Annotated in this window: 15 protein-coding genes; 8 read left to right on the top strand and 7 right to left on the bottom strand. The window is 70.9% G+C overall.

What is annotated here, in order from left to right; genetic code table 11:
* The first annotated feature begins 10 nt into the window (after positions 1 to 10).
* The 3 genes from BLW76_RS36055 to BLW76_RS36045 all read left to right on the top strand — a co-directional run bounded on the left by BLW76_RS36055 (position 11) and on the right by BLW76_RS36045 (position 2,756).
* Complete coding sequence (locus BLW76_RS36055; protein WP_091316074.1) at positions 11 to 1,240, top strand: serine hydrolase domain-containing protein; 1,230 nt, start codon at positions 11 to 13, stop codon at positions 1,238 to 1,240.
* 46 nt (positions 1,241 to 1,286) lie between these two features.
* Positions 1,287 to 2,108, top strand: a complete 822-nt coding sequence (locus BLW76_RS36050) for an AraC family transcriptional regulator (protein WP_208613606.1) — start codon at positions 1,287 to 1,289, stop codon at positions 2,106 to 2,108.
* 66 nt (positions 2,109 to 2,174) lie between these two features.
* Positions 2,175 to 2,756: a dihydrofolate reductase family protein gene (locus BLW76_RS36045; RefSeq protein ID WP_091316069.1), complete on the top strand. Its 582-nt coding sequence runs from the start codon at positions 2,175 to 2,177 to the stop codon at positions 2,754 to 2,756.
* 16 nt (positions 2,757 to 2,772) lie between these two features.
* Here BLW76_RS36045 and BLW76_RS36040 read toward each other — a convergent pair whose 3' ends face one another.
* Complete coding sequence (locus BLW76_RS36040) at positions 2,773 to 3,927, bottom strand: type I restriction endonuclease (RefSeq protein ID WP_091316067.1); 1,155 nt, start codon at positions 3,925 to 3,927, stop codon at positions 2,773 to 2,775.
* A gap of 278 nt (positions 3,928 to 4,205) precedes the next feature.
* Here BLW76_RS36040 and BLW76_RS36035 point away from each other — a divergent pair, with 278 nt between their 5' ends.
* Together BLW76_RS36035 and BLW76_RS36030 are read left to right on the top strand one after the other, a co-directional pair.
* Complete coding sequence (locus tag BLW76_RS36035; RefSeq protein ID WP_091316064.1) at positions 4,206 to 5,147, top strand: hypothetical protein; 942 nt, start codon at positions 4,206 to 4,208, stop codon at positions 5,145 to 5,147.
* A 76-nt stretch (positions 5,148 to 5,223) separates the two neighbouring features.
* On the top strand, positions 5,224 to 6,450 hold the full coding sequence (locus BLW76_RS36030) for a styrene monooxygenase/indole monooxygenase family protein (RefSeq protein WP_091316061.1): 1,227 nt from the start codon (positions 5,224 to 5,226) through the stop codon (positions 6,448 to 6,450).
* A gap of 13 nt (positions 6,451 to 6,463) precedes the next feature.
* On the opposite strand, the gene BLW76_RS36025 is transcribed toward BLW76_RS36030, so the two are convergent.
* From BLW76_RS36025 to BLW76_RS36005, 5 genes are all read right to left on the bottom strand, one after another.
* The gene (locus BLW76_RS36025; RefSeq protein ID WP_091316058.1) at positions 6,464 to 7,903 is read right to left on the bottom strand and encodes an alpha/beta hydrolase; all 1,440 of its coding nucleotides are present in this window, start codon (positions 7,901 to 7,903) and stop codon (positions 6,464 to 6,466) included.
* Positions 7,904 to 7,974: 71 nt separating this feature from the next.
* Positions 7,975 to 8,973: a TIGR03842 family LLM class F420-dependent oxidoreductase gene (locus BLW76_RS36020; protein WP_091316056.1), complete on the bottom strand. Its 999-nt coding sequence runs from the start codon at positions 8,971 to 8,973 to the stop codon at positions 7,975 to 7,977.
* Between the two features lie 7 nt (positions 8,974 to 8,980).
* Positions 8,981 to 10,363: a dihydropyrimidinase gene (hydA, locus tag BLW76_RS36015; protein ID WP_091316054.1), complete on the bottom strand. Its 1,383-nt coding sequence runs from the start codon at positions 10,361 to 10,363 to the stop codon at positions 8,981 to 8,983.
* On the bottom strand, positions 10,363 to 11,145 hold the full coding sequence (locus tag BLW76_RS36010) for a nitrilase-related carbon-nitrogen hydrolase (RefSeq protein WP_244170712.1): 783 nt from the start codon (positions 11,143 to 11,145) through the stop codon (positions 10,363 to 10,365). The genes hydA and BLW76_RS36010 overlap by 1 nt, the downstream gene beginning before the upstream one ends.
* 10 nt (positions 11,146 to 11,155) lie before the next feature.
* Positions 11,156 to 12,715 (bottom strand): NCS1 family nucleobase:cation symporter-1, encoded by a 1,560-nt coding sequence (locus tag BLW76_RS36005; RefSeq protein WP_091316050.1) that lies wholly within the window; start codon positions 12,713 to 12,715, stop codon positions 11,156 to 11,158.
* A gap of 220 nt (positions 12,716 to 12,935) precedes the next feature.
* Here BLW76_RS36005 and BLW76_RS36000 point away from each other — a divergent pair, with 220 nt between their 5' ends.
* The 3 genes from BLW76_RS36000 (at position 12,936) to BLW76_RS35990 (ending at position 16,398) form a co-directional block, all read left to right on the top strand.
* Positions 12,936 to 13,631, top strand: a complete 696-nt coding sequence (locus BLW76_RS36000) for a response regulator transcription factor (RefSeq protein WP_208613462.1) — start codon at positions 12,936 to 12,938, stop codon at positions 13,629 to 13,631.
* Complete coding sequence (locus BLW76_RS35995; RefSeq protein WP_091316045.1) at positions 13,628 to 14,620, top strand: HAMP domain-containing sensor histidine kinase; 993 nt, start codon at positions 13,628 to 13,630, stop codon at positions 14,618 to 14,620. Before BLW76_RS36000 ends, BLW76_RS35995 begins: the two co-directional genes overlap by 4 nt.
* Positions 14,621 to 14,751: 131 nt before the next feature.
* Positions 14,752 to 16,398, top strand: a complete 1,647-nt coding sequence (locus BLW76_RS35990; protein ID WP_091316043.1) for a DUF4153 domain-containing protein — start codon at positions 14,752 to 14,754, stop codon at positions 16,396 to 16,398.
* Positions 16,399 to 16,482: 84 nt separating this feature from the next.
* On the opposite strand, the gene BLW76_RS35985 is transcribed toward BLW76_RS35990, so the two are convergent.
* A complete protein-coding gene (locus tag BLW76_RS35985; RefSeq protein ID WP_167384859.1) occupies positions 16,483 to 16,815 on the bottom strand; it encodes an SSI family serine proteinase inhibitor in 333 nt (110 codons plus the stop codon).
* Between the last annotated feature and the right edge of the window lie 42 nt (positions 16,816 to 16,857).

The raw sequence follows: 16,857 nt of genomic DNA, 5'->3' as shown, positions 1-16,857 counted from the left end.
CCTTCGCCGCATGGCGGATTTCGAGGTGGACGTCGACCCGGCCGAGGCCGGCTTCGACGCGACGCGGCTGGCCCGGATCGACGCGCATTTCGACCGGTATGTCGACAATGGACGGTTGCCGGGCTGGCTCGCGGTGGTGAGCAGGCACGGCCGCATCGTCCACGTGGGCCGTGGCGGCTACCGGGACGTCGAAGCTGCGTTGCCGGTCGAGACCGACACGCTGTGGCGGATCTTCTCGATGACCAAACCGATCACCTCGGTCGCGGCGATGATGCTCGCCGAAGAAGGCCTGCTGGAGCTGGACGACCCGATCGCGCAGTGGCTGCCGGAGTTCGCGTCGCCGCGGGTGTACGTCAAGGGGTCGGCGCTGGCCCCGGCGACCGAGCCCGCCACGTCGCCGATCCGCGTGTGGCACCTGCTGACGCACACGGCGGGCCTGACCTACGGCTTCCACCACGGCCACCCGGTGGACGCGATCTACCGCGCGGCGGGCTTCGAGTGGGGCACGCCGCGCGGCGCGGACCTGGCGGAGTGCTGTGCGCAGTGGGCGGCGCTGCCGTTGCTGTTCCAGCCCGGCACGGAGTGGAACTACTCCGTGGCGACGGACGTGCTGGGCCGGCTCGTCGAGGTCGTGTCGGGTCTCCCGCTGGACGAGTTCTTCGCGTCACGGGTCTTCACGCCGCTGGGCATGACGGACACGGCTTTCGTGGCCTCGACCCCGGCCCGCCTGGCGGCGATGTACGTCCGCGACCCGGCCTCGGGCCGCGCGGTCCGCAACGACGCCTTCGGCCGCTGGGGTGCCGCCCGCCCGGACTGCCTGTCGGGCGGCGGCGGCCTGGTGTCCTCGGCACCGGACTACTGGCGGTTCACGGAAATGCTGCTGCGCGGCGGCGCCCTCGACGGTGTCCGGCTGCTGTCCCCGCGAACCGTGGCGCTGATGGCGAGCAACCACCTGCCGGGCCGCGTGGACCTGGAGGCGTTCGGCCGCCCCCTGTTCGCCGAGATGCCCTTCGACGGCCACGGCTTCGGCCTGGGCTTCTCGGTGCTGGAAGACCCGGTGAAGGCCCGGACCCTGTCCTCGGCAGGGGAGTTCGCCTGGGGCGGCGCGGCCTCGACGGCGTTCTGGGTGGACCCGGACGAGGACCTGACGGTGGGCTTCTACACCCAGTTGCTGCCGTCGAGCACCTACCGGCTCCGGCCCCAGCTGCGGCAGCTGGTCTACCAGGCACTGGTGGACTGAGCGCCGGGGCGTCGGCGATGCTGGGGGCGTGGAGTACGTGTCCAGAGTGCCGCGGCCGCCGCTGGACGAGCTGATCGACGACCTCTACTACCTCGAGGGCGCGCCGCCGTACGCCCGGCTGACGTTGCCGCCGGCGCCGTCGGCGTTGCTCGTCGTCAACCTCGGGGCGCCGTTCCGCATCCGCGCCGGCACCGACCTCGAGACGGCCGAGTACGCCGACGGCTGCGTGATCACCACGCCCACCCGCGCGTACGAGTTCGGCTACCCGCGGCCGACCCGGTCCGTCGGCGTGCACTTCAAGCCGTGGGGGCCGGCGTCGTTCCTGCCGATGCCCGCGGCCGAGCTGCGCGACCGGCCGGTGACCCTGGAACAGGTGTGGGGCAGGGCCGCCGTCGCCGAGCTGCGCGACCGGCTGGCCACGGCGGACGACCCGCGCAGGATGCTGACGCTCCTGGAAGACGAACTGAGGCGACGATTGCGCGAGACCACCGGCCTGGCACTGGTCCGCCACGTGAGCAGCGTCATCGCGGCGACCCGCGGAGCGGCGGCGATCGGCGACCTGAGCACGGCGGCCGGGGTCAGCAGCACGCAGCTGGCGCAGCGGTTCAAGGAGCTGGTCGGCGTCACGCCGAAGCGGCTGGCCCGCACCTACCGCTTCGCCGCCACCGTGTTCTCGATCGACCCCACCGCCCCGATCGACTGGGGCGGCCTCGCCGGCGGCGCGGGCTACTTCGACCAGGCCCACTTCGGCCACGAGTTCCGGGCGTTCACCGGGCTCACGCCGACGCGGTACATCGAAGTCCGGCGGCGCTTCCTGCGCGAACACCCCGGACACCCGTTCGACGGCTGGCCCCTGCCGGCCGATTGATTTCTTACAAGACCGACGGCTCCCGAGACGCTAATTTCCGGGCACCCCCAACAGAGGAGAGGTCCCGTGGGCAAGGTCGTCATGTACAGCTCGGTGTCGGTGGACGGCTTCATCGCGGACGAGAAGGACCAGCCCGGCCCGCTGTTCGACTGGTTGACGAGCGGCACGGTGCCGCTGGACGAGAGCGGCGCACTGAAGGTGTCGCAGACGTCCCACGACTACACCCGCCGGTACTGGGACGGAATCGGCGCAACGATCGTCGGCCGCCACGTCTTCGACCTGACGGACGGCTGGGACGGGACGCCACCGGGCGGGATCGACCACGTGGTCGTCGTGACCCACCGACCGGCCCCCGAGGGCTGGAACCCCGCGGCCCCGTTCCACTTCGCCGACGGCATCGAGGCAGCGGTGGCCAAGGCCCAGCAGTTCGCGGGCGACCGCACGGTCGAGGTAGCCGCGGGCGACGTCGGCGGCCAGGTCCTCGCCGCGGGCCTGGTCGACGAGGTACGCATGGACGTCGTCCCCGTCGTGTTCGGAGCAGGCAAGCGCTACTTCGGCACGGTCGACGCACAGCACCTGCTGGCGGACCCCGACGCGGTGATCCAGGGCAACCGCGTGCTGCACCTGCGCTACCAGGTGCGCCGCTGAGCAGGGCAGCCCCGGTCTACCAGGCGCCGGTGGACTGAGCCGGCTCGGGCACCTGCGCGCGCCCGGAGGAGAGGTACCTCGCCACGGTCGTCCGCAGGTGGTCCGCGTACTGGTAGATGTCCTCGACCGTGGTGATCGGCAGCCGGGTCTCGACCTTGTTCTCGTCGAACACACCGAGGTACTTCTTCGACCGGTTGAACCACAGGCGCGCGATCGGCTTCCGGTTGTTGTCGTCCAAGAGGACACCGAAGTACGTCTGCGTGTCCCGGGCGGCGACCCGGGAAGCCGGCACTTCGGCGCAGACGATGGCGCGCACGATCCGGTAGCCCTCAAGCTCTTCCTCGGTCGTGACGACCCGTTCACCGTCCTCCGGCGGACCGGCTTCGGCAACCGGCGCCGGCTCCGGCTGTTCCTGCTGGACAGTGCTGCCGCTGGACACGCTCACGTAGGAGTCGGGGCCGCCGAGAGCGTTCTTCAGACGGTCGTTGACCTGCTCGTTCAGGAACTGCCGGGTCGCCTTGGCCACCAAGGGGCCGAACTGCTCGCGGACCTTCTGGGTGAACGCCCCCTCGTACACCCGGGTGGTCAGGAACTTGACCCATTCGTCCTCGGGTTCCTTGAACTGAGCCGCGAGGATCCGCTTCAGCTGCCCGATGTACTTCAGCTCGCCCGCGGCGCTGATCACCGAGTCGAGGTCGAAGGATTCCTTCGTGAGTTTGGCCAGCTCGGGCAGGAGGGTGTCGTCGATGTCGGCGAAGTCCAGCATGAGGAACGGCTTGGCGTCCATCCGGTTCGGCGCGTCGAGGTCGGTGTAGAACTCGTACACTTGGCCGTTCGTGAGAACGGCGATCCGGGCGTTCGTGACGGCGAAGTAACGGAAGAGCTGGGAAGCGTGTTCGATGCGGAGCGGATCGTTGATCTTCTTGGCTTCGACGAGAACCTGAACCTGGCCGTTGTGTACGATCGCGTAATCGATCTTTTCGCCGCGCTTGGTGCCGACGTCGGCGGTGAACTCGGGGATGACTTCGGCCGGGTTGAACACGTCGTAACCGAGAACGGTGCTGATGAAGGGCATCACGAAGGCGTTCTTGGTCGCCTCTTCGGTTTCGATGCCTTCCTTGTGCTTGCGGATCTTCAAGGCAAGTGCTTGTGCGCGCTCCGCGATGTCCATGCCGGTACCGTTCTGTGCGAAATGATGCGGTCGAGAGAGATGCGGTCGATGATCGTCCCGGCTTGGCCGTGGAACCTGCCGTCTAGATCGGCAGGGTCGTTCCGTGTGTTACCGCTGCCGGGGAATTCCCGGCAGCGGTCAAGAAAGAACGCGGAGCTCGGCTCGAACGCAAATTCTTCCCCCGGCTGTGAGTGCGCCGCCTTCGAGGTGAGCGTGACACTTTCCGGTGAGGTCCTGTGGCCCTGTCGCCGAGCGGAAGTCGGACGGACAATTCCGGCATGAAGCGTGAGCCGTCCGTGCGGGAAGTTCTCGATCGGCTCGTCGGGGATGCCGTGCTGTCGCCGGAGCAGGCCGAGGCCGTCGAGCGGGCTCTGCGAGCTCGTGAGCCGCGGCGGGGGCGGGTTCCGTGGGCGGAAGTGGCCGGCTATCTCGGGGGTGGGCTGGTCCTCGTCGGGGCCGTTCTGCTCGTGGCCACGTCGTGGGGGCGGTGGGGTGAGTTCGCCCGGATCTTCGTCACCGGGGCCGCGGCCGTCGTGCTGCTTGCCGCCGGGGGTGGGGCCAGTGGGGGGCTGGGCCGCCGGTCGGCGGTGCGCGGGCGGGTTTCGGGGACCTTGCTGGCGCTCGGTGCCGGGGCCGTGGCCGCCACCGTTGGGGTGGCGTTGAGCGATCGGGCCGGGGCCGGGGCCGTCGCCTGCGGGGCCGGGCTGGTGGTTGCCGTCGTGGGGTACGTGCTCGTTCCGTCCGTGCCCGGGGTGCTCGCCTCGGCCGGGTTCCTGGCCGCGACGCTTCTCTTCACCCTCGATGCCACCGTCGGCATCACCGCGCTGAACGCGGGGCTCGCCGTTGCCGGCGGGGGACTGCTCGTCGCCGGGCTCGCCTTCGGGCGGGTGCTGCCGCACCGGGAGACCGGGCTGGTCGCGGGCCTGGCGCTCGCGGTCGCCGGTTTCCAGCACCTCCTCGGCGACGAGCGCGCCGAGCCGGCGGCCTACCTGCTCACGTTCGTCCTGGGGGCCGGGTGTCTCGCGCTGCTGCGGTGGGAACGGAGCTGGGTGCTGCTCGTCGCGGGGGTCGCCGCCGTGAGCATCGCCGTCCCGGAAGCCGTCTGGGACCTGACCGGGGGTGCCGTGGGCGGTGCCCTGCTCGTGCTCATCGCGGGTGCGGTGCTGCTGCTCGTCAGCTTCGCCGGCTTCCGGCTGCGTCGCGACGCCGGGGGAGGTTGATTCGGCCCGATCGGGCAGGCCTTCCACCCCGTGCGCCGAGTACGTTGGCGGTAAAGGGTTTCCGGGGAGGGCGGCCATGCGGCGGATCGGGATCGTCGGAGCGGGGCAGGCGGGATTGGTCCTCGCCATCGGGTTGCGGCAACGGGGTTACGACGTCACGGTGTTCGCCGAGCGGCCCGCCGGGGAGGTGCGGGCCGGGCGGCTGATCTCCAACCAGTGCCTGTTCGCCCCGGCCCTGCAGCGCGAACGCGAACTCGGCATCAACTTCTGGGACGCCGAAGCGCCGCCGGTCCGCGAAGTCGCCTTCGCCGCCGCGGGCGACGGCAGCGAGCCGTCGATGGCGTGGCGGGTGGGGCTCGACCGGCCGGCGCAGTCGGTCGACCAGCGCGTGAAGGTGTCGGACTGGCTGGCCGAGTTCGAACGCCTCGGCGGTGACCTGCGGATCCGCCGGGTCGCCCCGGCCGAGCTCGACGAGTGCGCCCGCGAGTTCGAGCTGCTCATCGTGGCGGCCGGCCGCGGGTCGCAGTTCGACGCGCTCTTCCCGCGCGACGACGAGCGTTCGCCGTACCGCGAACCGCAGCGCGCGATCGGGATCCTGTACGTCACCGGGACGCTGGACGCCGTGCCGGGCCTGACGTTCGGCATGGCGCCCGTCGGCGAGTGCTTCCTGCTGCCCGTGCTCTCGGTGCACGGGCCGGTGCACGGCATCGGGTTCTTCGGCGTGCCCGGCGGCCCGATGGACGTCTGGGACGAGGTCGCCGACGTCGAGCAGCACCACGAGACGGCGCGGAAGCTGCTGCGCGCGCACTACCCGTGGCAGGCCACGCTGCTCGACGACGCGCAACCGGTGGCGCCGACCGAGCTGCTGCACGGCCGGATCACGCCGGTGGTGCGCCACCCGGTGGGCACCCTGCCGTCCGGGACGAAGGTGCTCGCGATGGGCGACGCCGCGGTGACCAACGACCCGGTCGGCGGCCAGGGAGCCAACATGGCCGCCCGGGCGGCCCGCGCCTACCAGGAGGCCATCGTCGACCGCGCCGACCGGCCGTTCGACGAGGAGTTCATGCACGACGCCTTCGCGCGGTACTGGCACCACGCCCGCCACGCGACGCGCTTCAACAACGACCTCCTGGCCCCGCCACCTGAGCACGTACTGGCCACCTTGGACACCGCCCAGCGCGTGCCCGCGGTGGCGCACCGGTTCGCGCACCTCTTCGAGAACCCGGCCGACTACGAGGACTGGCTCGGCAACCCGGAAGCGGCGATGCGGTACCTCCGGGAGGTGACCGCCGAGCGCGCATGACGGCCGTCGCCGTTCAGCCGAAGGGGCCGCGGTCCGGGGCGCAGAGCGTGCCGGGGGCCGGCACCGCACCGGTGGTGAAATAGCGGTCCAGCCACGCGTCGACGCAGGCGCTCTTGCCGCGGGCGCCGTGGCCGTACGCGTCCAGGCTCAGCAGGCGCGCGTTGCCCAGCAGCCGTTCCGTGCGCTGGGCGCCGGCGTACGGCGTTTCGAGGTCGCCCTGGCGGTTGGCCAGCAGCAGGATCGGTGCCGTCGGGCGGTTCCACGGCCCGGCGTACCGGCCCGGGTCGGTCACCTCCCAGGTCGCGCACGGCAGCGTCTTGTAGACGTCGTACGGCCCGAAGCCGCGCCCGGTCCGGTCCGCGCGCCGGGCGTAGTCCCACCAGACTGCCGGGTCCCGCGGGTTGGCCGCGTCCGAGCAGAGGGTGGCGCCGCCGCCCAGCAGGGAGTCGACGTCCGGCGGGCCGCCCTGGACGGCGGGAGCGCGGCTCGCCACCGGGTCGGCCAGTGCCTGGAGGAAGGCCGCGAGCGAAGGCGCCGCTTGGGCGTCGGTCAGGGAGCCGTGGATCCGGGCGAACGCGCCCTGGTAGCTGACGACGACCTGACGGCCGGTCGTGTCCGTCACGGTGATCGGGCCCTGTTCGAGCCGGTCGAGGATCGCGGAGTAGTCGAAGGTGCAGCGCGTGCCGCAGGCGTCCATGAAGGACTGAAGAGCCCGTGGGGCGTCGGCGAAGCCCGCCAGGCGGTAGCTCATCGGGCCGGGACCGGTCGACCAGCGGACCGGGTCGTCCACCGCGTCGAGAGCCAGCGAACCCACCCGGCCGGGGAACAGGTTCGCGTACGTCTCGCCGAGGTACGTGCCGTACGACTTGCCGTAGTAGCGCAGCTTCGGCTCGCCGAACGCCGCGCGCAGCCGGTCCAGGTCGCGGGCGATCGTTCCCGTCGAAAGGTGGCCGGCCAGGGGGCCGGCGTTCCGCTCGCAGAGGTCGGTGACCGTGCGCGTGTCCGCGATCTGCTGCCGCTCGGCCTCGCGGGTCAGCGGGAACGTGCCCAGCGCCCGTTGCAGCACTTCGAGCTGGGACGGATCGGTGAAGCAGTGGATCTTCGAGCTCGCCCCGACGCCGCGCGGGTCGAATCCCACGATGTCGTAGCGGGCGTGCAAAGCGGGTGTCAGCGCCGGCGCGAACCGGCCGGACGAGCCGGGGCCGCCCGGGTTGTAGAAGATCGTGCCGAGCTTGCCGGCCTGGTCGGTGGCGGGGAGGCGGGCCACGGCCAGCCGGACCGTGCCGAGGGCCGGGTCCTGATAGGACAGCGGGACGTCGAGGTGGCCGCATTCGTAGCCGGCCGTGCAGGAGGCTTCCCAGACAATCCTGGCGGGGCTCGCCGCGGCCGCGGGGGCGAGGGCGCCCACCGCTAGAGTGGCCGTCCCCAGGGCCAGCGCAACGCGAAGGTTCATCGCCCGATCCTCCCGGCACCAGGACCGGGGGCGCGCTGGTGCGCGCCCCCGGAACCGGGGTGGGGCGGGCCCTACGCGGTGAGCTTCGGGATGATCTGCGACCCGTAGGCCGCCAGTGTCGCCTCGCGGTCGTCGTGCATCAGGTACAGCGAGAACTGGTCGACGCCCAGCTCCGCCAGCTCCTGCAGCCGTTCGACGTGGGAAGCGGCCGGCCCCAGCAGGCAGAACCGGTCGACGATCTCGTCCGGGACGAACTCCGTCGACGGGTTGCCCGCCTTGCCGTGGTGGCTGTAGTCGTAACCCTCCCGCTCGCGGATGTAGTCGGTCAGCTCCCGCGGCACCGCCCCCGACGAGCCGTACCGCGCCACCAGGTCCGCGACGTGGTTGCCGACCATCCCGCCGAACCAGCGCAGCTGTTCGCGCTGGTGCGGCAGGTCTTCGCCGACGTACGCCGGCGCCGCGACGCAGATCGTGATGCCCGCCGGGTCGCGCCCGGCCGCCCGGGCCGCGTCGCGGACCGCGCCGATCGTCCAGCGGGCGATCGCCGGGTCCGCGCACTGCAGGATGAAGCCGTCGGCGTGCTCGCCGACCGTCTGCAGTGCCTTGGGCCCGTACCCGGCCATCCACATTTCGAGCTGCCCGTTCGAGATCCACGGGATCCGCACGGTCTTCTCGTTCATGGTCACCGAGCGGCCCTCGGCGAGGTCCTTGACCACGCGCATGCAGTCGCGGACGGTCGCCAGGGTGGACGGCGCCTTCCCGACCACTCGGTGCGCCGAGTCGCCGCGGCCGATGCCGCAGACGGTCCGGTTGCCGTACATGTCGTTGAGCGTGGCGAACGTCGACGCCATCACCGACCAGTCCCGCGTCCCCGGGCTGGTCACCATCGGCCCGACGACCAGCGACGACGTCGCCGCCAGGATCGCCGAGTAGATGACGAACGGCTCCTGCCACAGCACGCAGGAGTCGAACGTCCACCCGTACCGGAACCCGGCGTCCTCCGCGTCCTTCATGAGCCGCACGACGTCCCGCGCGGGCGGGTCGGTCTGCAGCACGATCCCGAAGTCCATGACTCCCTCAGTTCAGGTACTGGTTCAGCGAGCGGGACAGAAACTTCCCGTGCGACGTCGACCCGGTGAACCCGTCCGGCGAGACGACGACACGCCCGCGCGACAGCACGGTGTGCACCCGGCCCGTGATCTCCAGACCCTCGTAGGCCGAGTAGTCCACGTTCATGTGGTGCGTCTCGGCCGACAACGTCTGTGTGGCCGAAGGGTCGTAGATGACGATGTCCGCGTCCGAGCCCGCCGCGATGACGCCCTTCTTCGGGTACAGCCCGAACATCCGCGCCGGCGTCGCCGAGCACGTCTCGACCCACCGCCCGAGGGACAGCTGACCCGCGACGACGCCCTGGTGCAGCAAGTCCATCCGGTGCTCGACGCCCGGCATCCCGTTGGGGATGGCCCGGAAGTCGCCGCGGCCCATTTCCTTCTGGTCCTTGAAGCAGAAGGGGCAGTGGTCGGTGGACACCACGGACAGGTCGTTGGTCCGCAGCCCGCGCCACAGGTCGGCCTGGTGCGACTTCTCCCGCAATGGCGGCGAAGCCACGTACTTCGCGCCCTCGAAGTCCGGCTTGGCCAGGTCTTCGATGGACAGGTACAGGTACTGCGGGCACGTCTCGGCGAAGACGTTCTGGCCGTCGTTGCGTGCTTCCGCGACCGCCGCCAGCGCCTGCGACGCCGACAGGTGCACGATGTACAGCGGGGAGCCGGTCACCTTCGCGAGCTGGATCGCCCGCGACGTCGCCTCACCTTCGAGTTCCGGCGGCCGGGTCAGCCCGTGCTGCACGGGATCGATGTGCCCGGCCTCGAACGCCTGCGCGGCCAGCTGGTCGATCGCGATGCCGTTTTCGGCGTGCATCATGATCGTGGCGCCGGTTTCGCGCGCTTTCTGCATGGCCAGCAGGATTTCCCCGTCCGTGGAGTAGAACACCCCCGGGTAGGCCATGAACATCTTGAAGCTGCCGACGCCGCCGTCGATGCAGGCTTCCATCTCCTTCAGCGACTGGTCGTTGACGTCGCTGATGATCATGTGGAAGCCGTAGTCGATCGCGCAGTTGCCGTCGGCCTTGGCGTGCCACTTGTCCAGTGTGGACAGCAGTGACGTGCCCTTGGCCTGCACGGCGAAGTCGATGATCGTGGTCGTCCCGCCCCACGCCGCCGCCGTCGTCCCGGTCGAGAACGTGTCGACCGAGTGGGTGCCGCCGAACGGCATCTCCATGTGCGTGTGGGCGTCGATGCCGCCGGGCAGCACGTACTTCCCGGTGGCGTCGATCGTCTCGTCGCCGGACAGCGTTCCCGGCGCCCCGACGGCGGCGATGGTCTCGCCGTCGACGAGGACGTCCGCCAGGAGCGCGCCCGACGGCGAAACGACCTGGCCGCCCTGGATGAGCGTGGTCATCAGGCCTCCGCGAGGGGGCCGTAGGTGTCCGGGCGGCGGTCGCGGTAGAACGCCCAGGTGTTCCGGACTTCCTCGAGCAGCGAGAGGTCGAGGTCGCGCACCACCACCTCGTCCTCGGTGTCGGACGCGGCGTCGCCGACGAGCTGGCCGCGCGGGTCGACGAAGTACGTCTGGCCGTAGAAGTCGTTGTCGCCCAGCGGTTCCACGCCGACCCGGTTGATCGCGCCGACGAAGTACTCGTTCGCCACCGCGGCCGCCGGCTGCTCCAGCTGCCACAGGTACTGCGACAGGCTGCGGCTGGTCGCCGACGGGTTGAACACGATCTTCGCCCCGGCCAGGCCGAGCGCGCGCCAGCCCTCGGGGAAGTGCCGCTCGTAGCAGATGTAGACGCCGATGCGGCCGACAGCCGTGTCGAACACCGGGTAGCCGAGGTTGCCGGGCCGGAAGTAGAACTTCTCCCAGAAGCCCTTGACCTGCGGGATGTGGTTCTTCCGGTACTTGCCGAGGTAGGTGCCGTCGGCGTCGATCACCGCGGCGGTGTTGTAGTAGACGCCGGGCTGCTCGACCTCGTACATCGGCACGATCAGCACGACGCCGTGGCGCTCGGCCACCTCCTGCATGAGCTTCGTGGTGGGCCCGTCCGGGATGGCCTCGGTGTAGGAGTAGTAGTCGGCGTCCTGCACCTGGCAGAAGTACGGCCCGTAGAACAGCTCCTGCAGGCAGACGACCTGGGCGCCCTGGGAAGCGGCGGTGCCGATGTGGTCGACCGCCGCCTTGATCATGGACTCCTTGTCACCCGTCCACCGCTGCTGGATCAGGCCGGCTCGAACCACGCTCACTGATTTCCTCCTTCGTTGTGGACAGGGGCATGGAGAGGGCGGCGAAGACGACGAACGCGCCGACCAGGCCGACCACCCAGTTGTAGTCGTAAAGCGGCTTGAGGAACGGGATCAGCCCGTCCGCGGGGAACGGCCCGCCATAGGCACCGCCGACGGCCAGCAGGGCTCCCACCAGCGTGGCGACCAGTGCGCGCCAGTTCCAGCCGCCGGTGAACCAATACACCCCATCGGGTGTGTAGAGGTCCTTCAGTCGCAGCTTCGTGCGGTTGATGACCCAGTACCCGGCGACGAGCACCCCGGCAACCGCGCCGAGCAGGCCGCCGTAAAAGCCGAGCCAGGCGAAGATGTAGATGTTCGGGTCGGAGTACAGCCGCCACGGCTGGATGAGGATGCCGATGACGCCGGTGATCCCGCCGCCGACGGCGAAGGTGATCTTCTTCGGGAACGCGTTCGAGAAGTCGTAGGACGGGCTGACGACGTTGGCCGCGAGGTTCGCCGAGATCGTCGCCAGCACCAGCGCGATCAGGGCCACGACGACCACGATCGGGCTGGCGAACTTGTCCGCGAGCTTCGAGGGGTCCCACAGCTCTTCGCCGTAGAGCAGCTTGCCGCCCGAGGTGGTCAGGATGGCCACGATCGCGATGAACGTCATGGTCGTCGGCAGGCCGAGGATCTGGCCGCGGACCTGCTTGCGCTGGCTGCCGCCGAAGCGGGTGAAGTCCGGCATGTTCAGCGACAGCGTCGACCAGAACGCGATCATCGCCATCAGCGCCGGCGCGAACACCTTCCAGAAGTCCGGGCCCCAGCCGAGCTGACCGGGTTCGGACAGGATGGGGCCGAAGCCGCCCGCCTTCACCAGCACGTACCCGAGCATGATCAGGAAGCCGACCGACACCAGCGGCGCCGTCCAGTTCTCGAACCGGCGGACCGCCTCCATGCCGCGCCAGATGATGAGCATCTGGCCGATCCAGAAGACCACGAACGACAGCCAGAGCGTCCAGTGCTGCCCGGCGACGACGGCGGAGTCACGCCACCACGAGCCGAGCAGCCGGCCGAGGATGACGTAGATGGCCTCGCCGCCGACCCAGGTCTGGATGCCGAACCAGCCGCACGCGATGAACGCGCGCAGCAGGGCGGCCAGGTTGGCGCCGCGCAGGCCGTAGAACGCGCGGGCGAAGACCGGGAACGGGATGCCGTACTTGGTGCCGGCGTGGCTGTTGAGCAGCATCGGCGCGAGCACGACGATGTTGCCGATGGTGATGGTGATCAGCGCCTGCACCCAGTTCATGCCGAGCGCGATGAGCGACGCGGCCAGGGCGTAACTGGGGATGTTGTGGGCCATCCCCATCCAGAGCGCGAAGTAGTTGTAGGTGGTCCAGGTCCGTTTTTCGACTGGGACGGGGGCCAGTTCCTCGTTGAAGAACCGGCTGCCTTCGAGAGACCGGACGTCGGCGGGGTCGAGCTCGACCCGGCCGTCGTCGTGCACGCGCTGGTCTGCGGGTGTCGGCGCCATTGCGGAATCCTGCGCGCCTGGTCATCGCCGGGGCAACGGCAGTCTGTTCACTCTTCGCTGATCAGGAGTGCAGTCTGTCGATTGCGCGAACGGCCTCCGTAATGCATGACCTGCGTCACACCTGCGGCCGTTACGAACCGGCAAAGCGGGTGAAACGTCTCCACAGGATCTTCACACTTCACGCGAACCGTCTCCACCGGGGGTGCTTAGGGTCGTGGCCATGGAACTGGGAGGGCGGCGCGTGCTCGTCGTCGAGGACGACGTCACGATCGCCGCGTCGATCGCGGCCCGGCTGCGGGCCGAGGGGTTCGCGGTGGACGTCGTCCACGACGGCCCGGCCGCCGTCGAGGCCGATGCGGCTTCCGAGCCGGACCTGGTGGTGCTCGACGTGATGCTGCCGGGGTTCGACGGCCTGGAGGTGTGCCGCCGGATCCAGGGGCGGCGTCCGGTGCCGGTGCTGATGCTGACCGCGCGGGCCGACGAGACGGACATGCTGGTCGGCCTGGGGGTCGGCGCCGACGACTACCTCACGAAGCCGTTCTCGATGCGGGTGCTGACCGCGCGGGTGCACGCGCTGCTGCGGCGGGTGGACCGGTCGTCCGCCGGTCCTTCGGGTGCGCGGATCGTGCTCGGCGACCTCGAGATCGACGTCGACCAGCGGCGCGTCGCCCGGGCCGGGGTGGCGGCGCAGCTGACGCCGATCGAGTTCGACCTGCTGGTGCACTTCGCGCGGCGGCCGCGGGTGGTGCAGCCGCGGGAACGGCTGCTGTCGGAGGTGTGGGACTGGGACGTCCACGGCACGTCCGCGGGGACGCGGGCGGTGGACAGCCACATCAAGGCGCTGCGGCGGAAGCTCGGCGCGGACCTGATCCGGACCGTGCACGGCGTCGGCTACGCGCTGGAGGCGGGAGCGTGAACTTCATCCCGCGGCCCCTCGACCGCATCCGGTCGATCAAGCTGAAGCTGGCGATCCTGATGGTCGCCTCCGGCGGCATCGCGTTCGGCTTCTTCAACTGGCAGATCGGCTGGCTGCCGCCGAAGACGACGCTCACCGCGATCCTGCTCGCGCTGGTGTTGTCCCAGGTGCTGGCCCACGGCATGACGCGGCCGCTGCGCGAGATGACGGCGGCGGCGCGGGCCATGGCGAAGGGCGACTACACGCGGCGGATCCGGGCGACCACGCGGGACGAGGTCGGGGTGCTGGCCCAGGCGTTCAACCAGATGGCGGGCGACCTGGGCGACGCGGACCGCCAGCGCCGCGAGCTGATCGCGAACGTGTCCCACGAGCTTCGCACGCCGATCACGGCGTTGAACGGCGTGCTGGAGAACCTCGTCGACGGCGTCGAAGACCCCGATCCCGCGACGTTGAAGACGGCGCTGCAGCAGACCGAGCGCCTGGCGACGCTGGTGGACGAGCTGCTCGACCTGTCGCGGCTGGACGCGGGTGCGTCTTCGCTCCACCTGACGTCGTTTTCGCTGTGGTCGCTGTTGTCGGAGGTGGTCGGGGAGGCGGCGTTCGCGGGCCGCGGGGTGACGTTCGAGGTGTCGGTGTCACCGGAGGGAGCGGTGGTGACGGCGGACCGCGGGCGGCTGTTCCAGGTGGTGGCCAACCTGCTGGAGAACGCGGCCCGGCACGGCCCGGCGGGCGGCCAGGTGCGGGTGGTGGCGCAGGTGCGGCCGGGGGAGGTGCGCATCGACGTGTGCGACGAGGGCCCGGGGATCGCGCCGGCGGACCGCGAGCGGGTGTTCGAGCGGTTCACCCGCGGCGAGCGGCCGTCCGGCGGGGGGACGGGGCTGGGGTTGGCGATCGCGCGGTGGGCGGTGGAGCTGCACGGCGGGACGATCGGGGTGGTGGACCCGTCGCCGGGGACGGGGAGCCGGATCCGGGTGACGTTGCCGGCTTAGTTCCTGCTCGTCGGAGGGGCCCGGCGGCGATGTCATGAACGAGTCGTTCATGACGCCAGACGTTGTGAACGACTCTTTCATGGCGTTTCGGGCCGCCGGTATTCGCAAACGTGAACGGAAAGTGGGCTGAGATGCCGAAGAGCAGTGTGGGTGGGGTCGGGGAGCCGGGGAAGGTGCCGCGGGGGAAGCGGGCGGTGCGGGGGGCGGGGGCCGGTAGTGCGCCGGTCGGCGTTGGCGGGGCGGCTGGGGCCGGCACACCGGCCGCGGCTGGTGGGGTGGCCGATGGTGCGCCGATCGGCGCCGGTGGGGTTGCCGTGGCTGCTCCGCCCGTTCTCCTGCGGCCGGTGCCGCCGCCGAAGTTCGTCGTTGTCCCGATGGCCTCCGCCGTTCTGCCCGCCTCCGGGCTGGCGGGTGCTGCCGGAGCCCTTCTGCTGCCCGTCGACCGGCCTGGGATCGGGTGGCTGCTCTCCGGGCTGGCCGTCGTCGCCGCTGTCGTCGTGGCTGATCGGCGGTCGCGGGAAGAGGGCTCCAGTGCCCTCACCTGGCGGAATGGCGCCTGGGCCGGGCTCGCGCTCGCGCTGCTCGCCGTCGGGTTCGTGCGGGCGTCGGGGTGGCTGTTCACCCTCTGCGTCGTCGCCGCCGTTGTTGCCGGGTCGCTCTCCGTCGTCGGGGAACGGACCGTGCACTCCGTCCTCTACGACATGTTCGCCGTTCCGATCGAGGCCTTCCGGGCCGTTCCGTGGGTCGCGCGCGGGGCCGGGCAGTTCGCCGGCCGGCGGGACGGGGTGGCCCGGCGGATCGCGCTCGCCGTGCTCGCCGCCGCCGCGCTCGTCGGGGTCTTCGTGCCGCTGCTGGCCAGTGCCGATGCCGCCTTCGCCGCCGTTGTCAACGCCGTGCTTCCCGATCTCAGCGTTGCGACGCTGGTGCGGTGGTGCGTCGTCTTCGCCGTCGTCACCCTGGTTGCCGCCGGGGCGTGCTACTTCCTCGCCGCGCCCGAGCCGCGGGCTTCGGCTGTCCGTCCACACCGGACCAAGTACGGTCTGGAGTGGACGGTCCCGCTCGGCGTCCTCGTGCTGCTCTTCGGGGCCTTCGTCGGGGTCCGGCTGGTCGTGCTGTTCGGCGGCACCGAATACGTCCTGCGCACCGGCAACCTGACGTCGGCGGAGTACGCCCGCGGCGGGTTCTGGCAGCTGTGCGCCGTCACCGTGCTGACCCTGGCCATCGTGGCCGCCGCACTGCGGTGGGCACCGGACGCGACGAAGGGCGACCGGCTCCGGCAGCGCGTGCTGCTCGGGACGCTCAGCGCACTGAGCCTGGTGCTCGTCGGCTCGGCGTTGAGTCGCATGTGGACATACCAGCAGGCGTACGGCTTCACCGTGCTGCGGCTGCTGGTCGAGGTCTGCGAACTGTGGTTCGGGGCGGTGTTCGTGCTGGTGCTGGCCGCGCTGGTCCGGCTGCGGCCGGCGTGGCTGCCGCGCGCGGCGATCGGCACGGCCGCGGCGGCGCTGCTCGTGCTCGCCGTGCTCGACCCGGAACGGCTCATCGCCGAGGCCAACCTCGACCGCGCGGCGGCCGGCAAGCCACTGGACGACCGCTACTTGGCCGGCTTCTCCGCCGACGTGGTCCCGGTCGTCTCGGCGCGCCTGGCGGAACCGCTGCGCTCGTGCGTGCTGCGGCAGGTGCTCCGTGACGACACCCCGGACGGCTGGCCGGCCTGGAACCTCGGCCGCTCGGCGGCGCGCGATGTGACGTTCGGCCCCGTCACGCCGTGCCGCTGAACCGGACCGGCGAGCAGCGCGTGGTTAAGAGTTACGCGGGAGCCACCGGGCCGTCGTGGGGGCGGCCCGGCGGCTTCCGCGCGTTCAGAACGCGAAGACCTCGTCCGAATCGCGATCGGCCTCGCACCGGTTGGCGTACGTCGTGCGGAACGACACCGGCTTGCCGCGCCAGGTCCCGGTCGCCGTCACGTCCACCGGGGCGTAGATCAGCGTGCACGCCTGGTGCCGCGCGGTGATCCGCGAGAAGTCACCCCCGGCCGCCGACAGCACCGCGCACGCCTTGTCGCGCTTCGGGTGCGTGCCACCCGCCGGGTCGCACGTCAGGGCCACCGCGCCGATCCGGCCGGCGGTGTCGTGGGTGGTCAGCTGCAGCGCCGAGGCCGGCGGGTGTGCCGGCGCGAGACAGCCGAGGCTCATCAAACAGGCTGCGAAGGGGATTAGGGCCATATCGGTGTCATC

The organism is Amycolatopsis tolypomycina (assembly GCF_900105945.1).
GTDB classification, from domain to species: Bacteria; Actinomycetota; Actinomycetes; order Mycobacteriales; family Pseudonocardiaceae; genus Amycolatopsis; species Amycolatopsis tolypomycina.
Note: the sequence above shows the minus strand (reverse complement) of the source record. Positions and strands in the feature narration are given on the sequence as shown.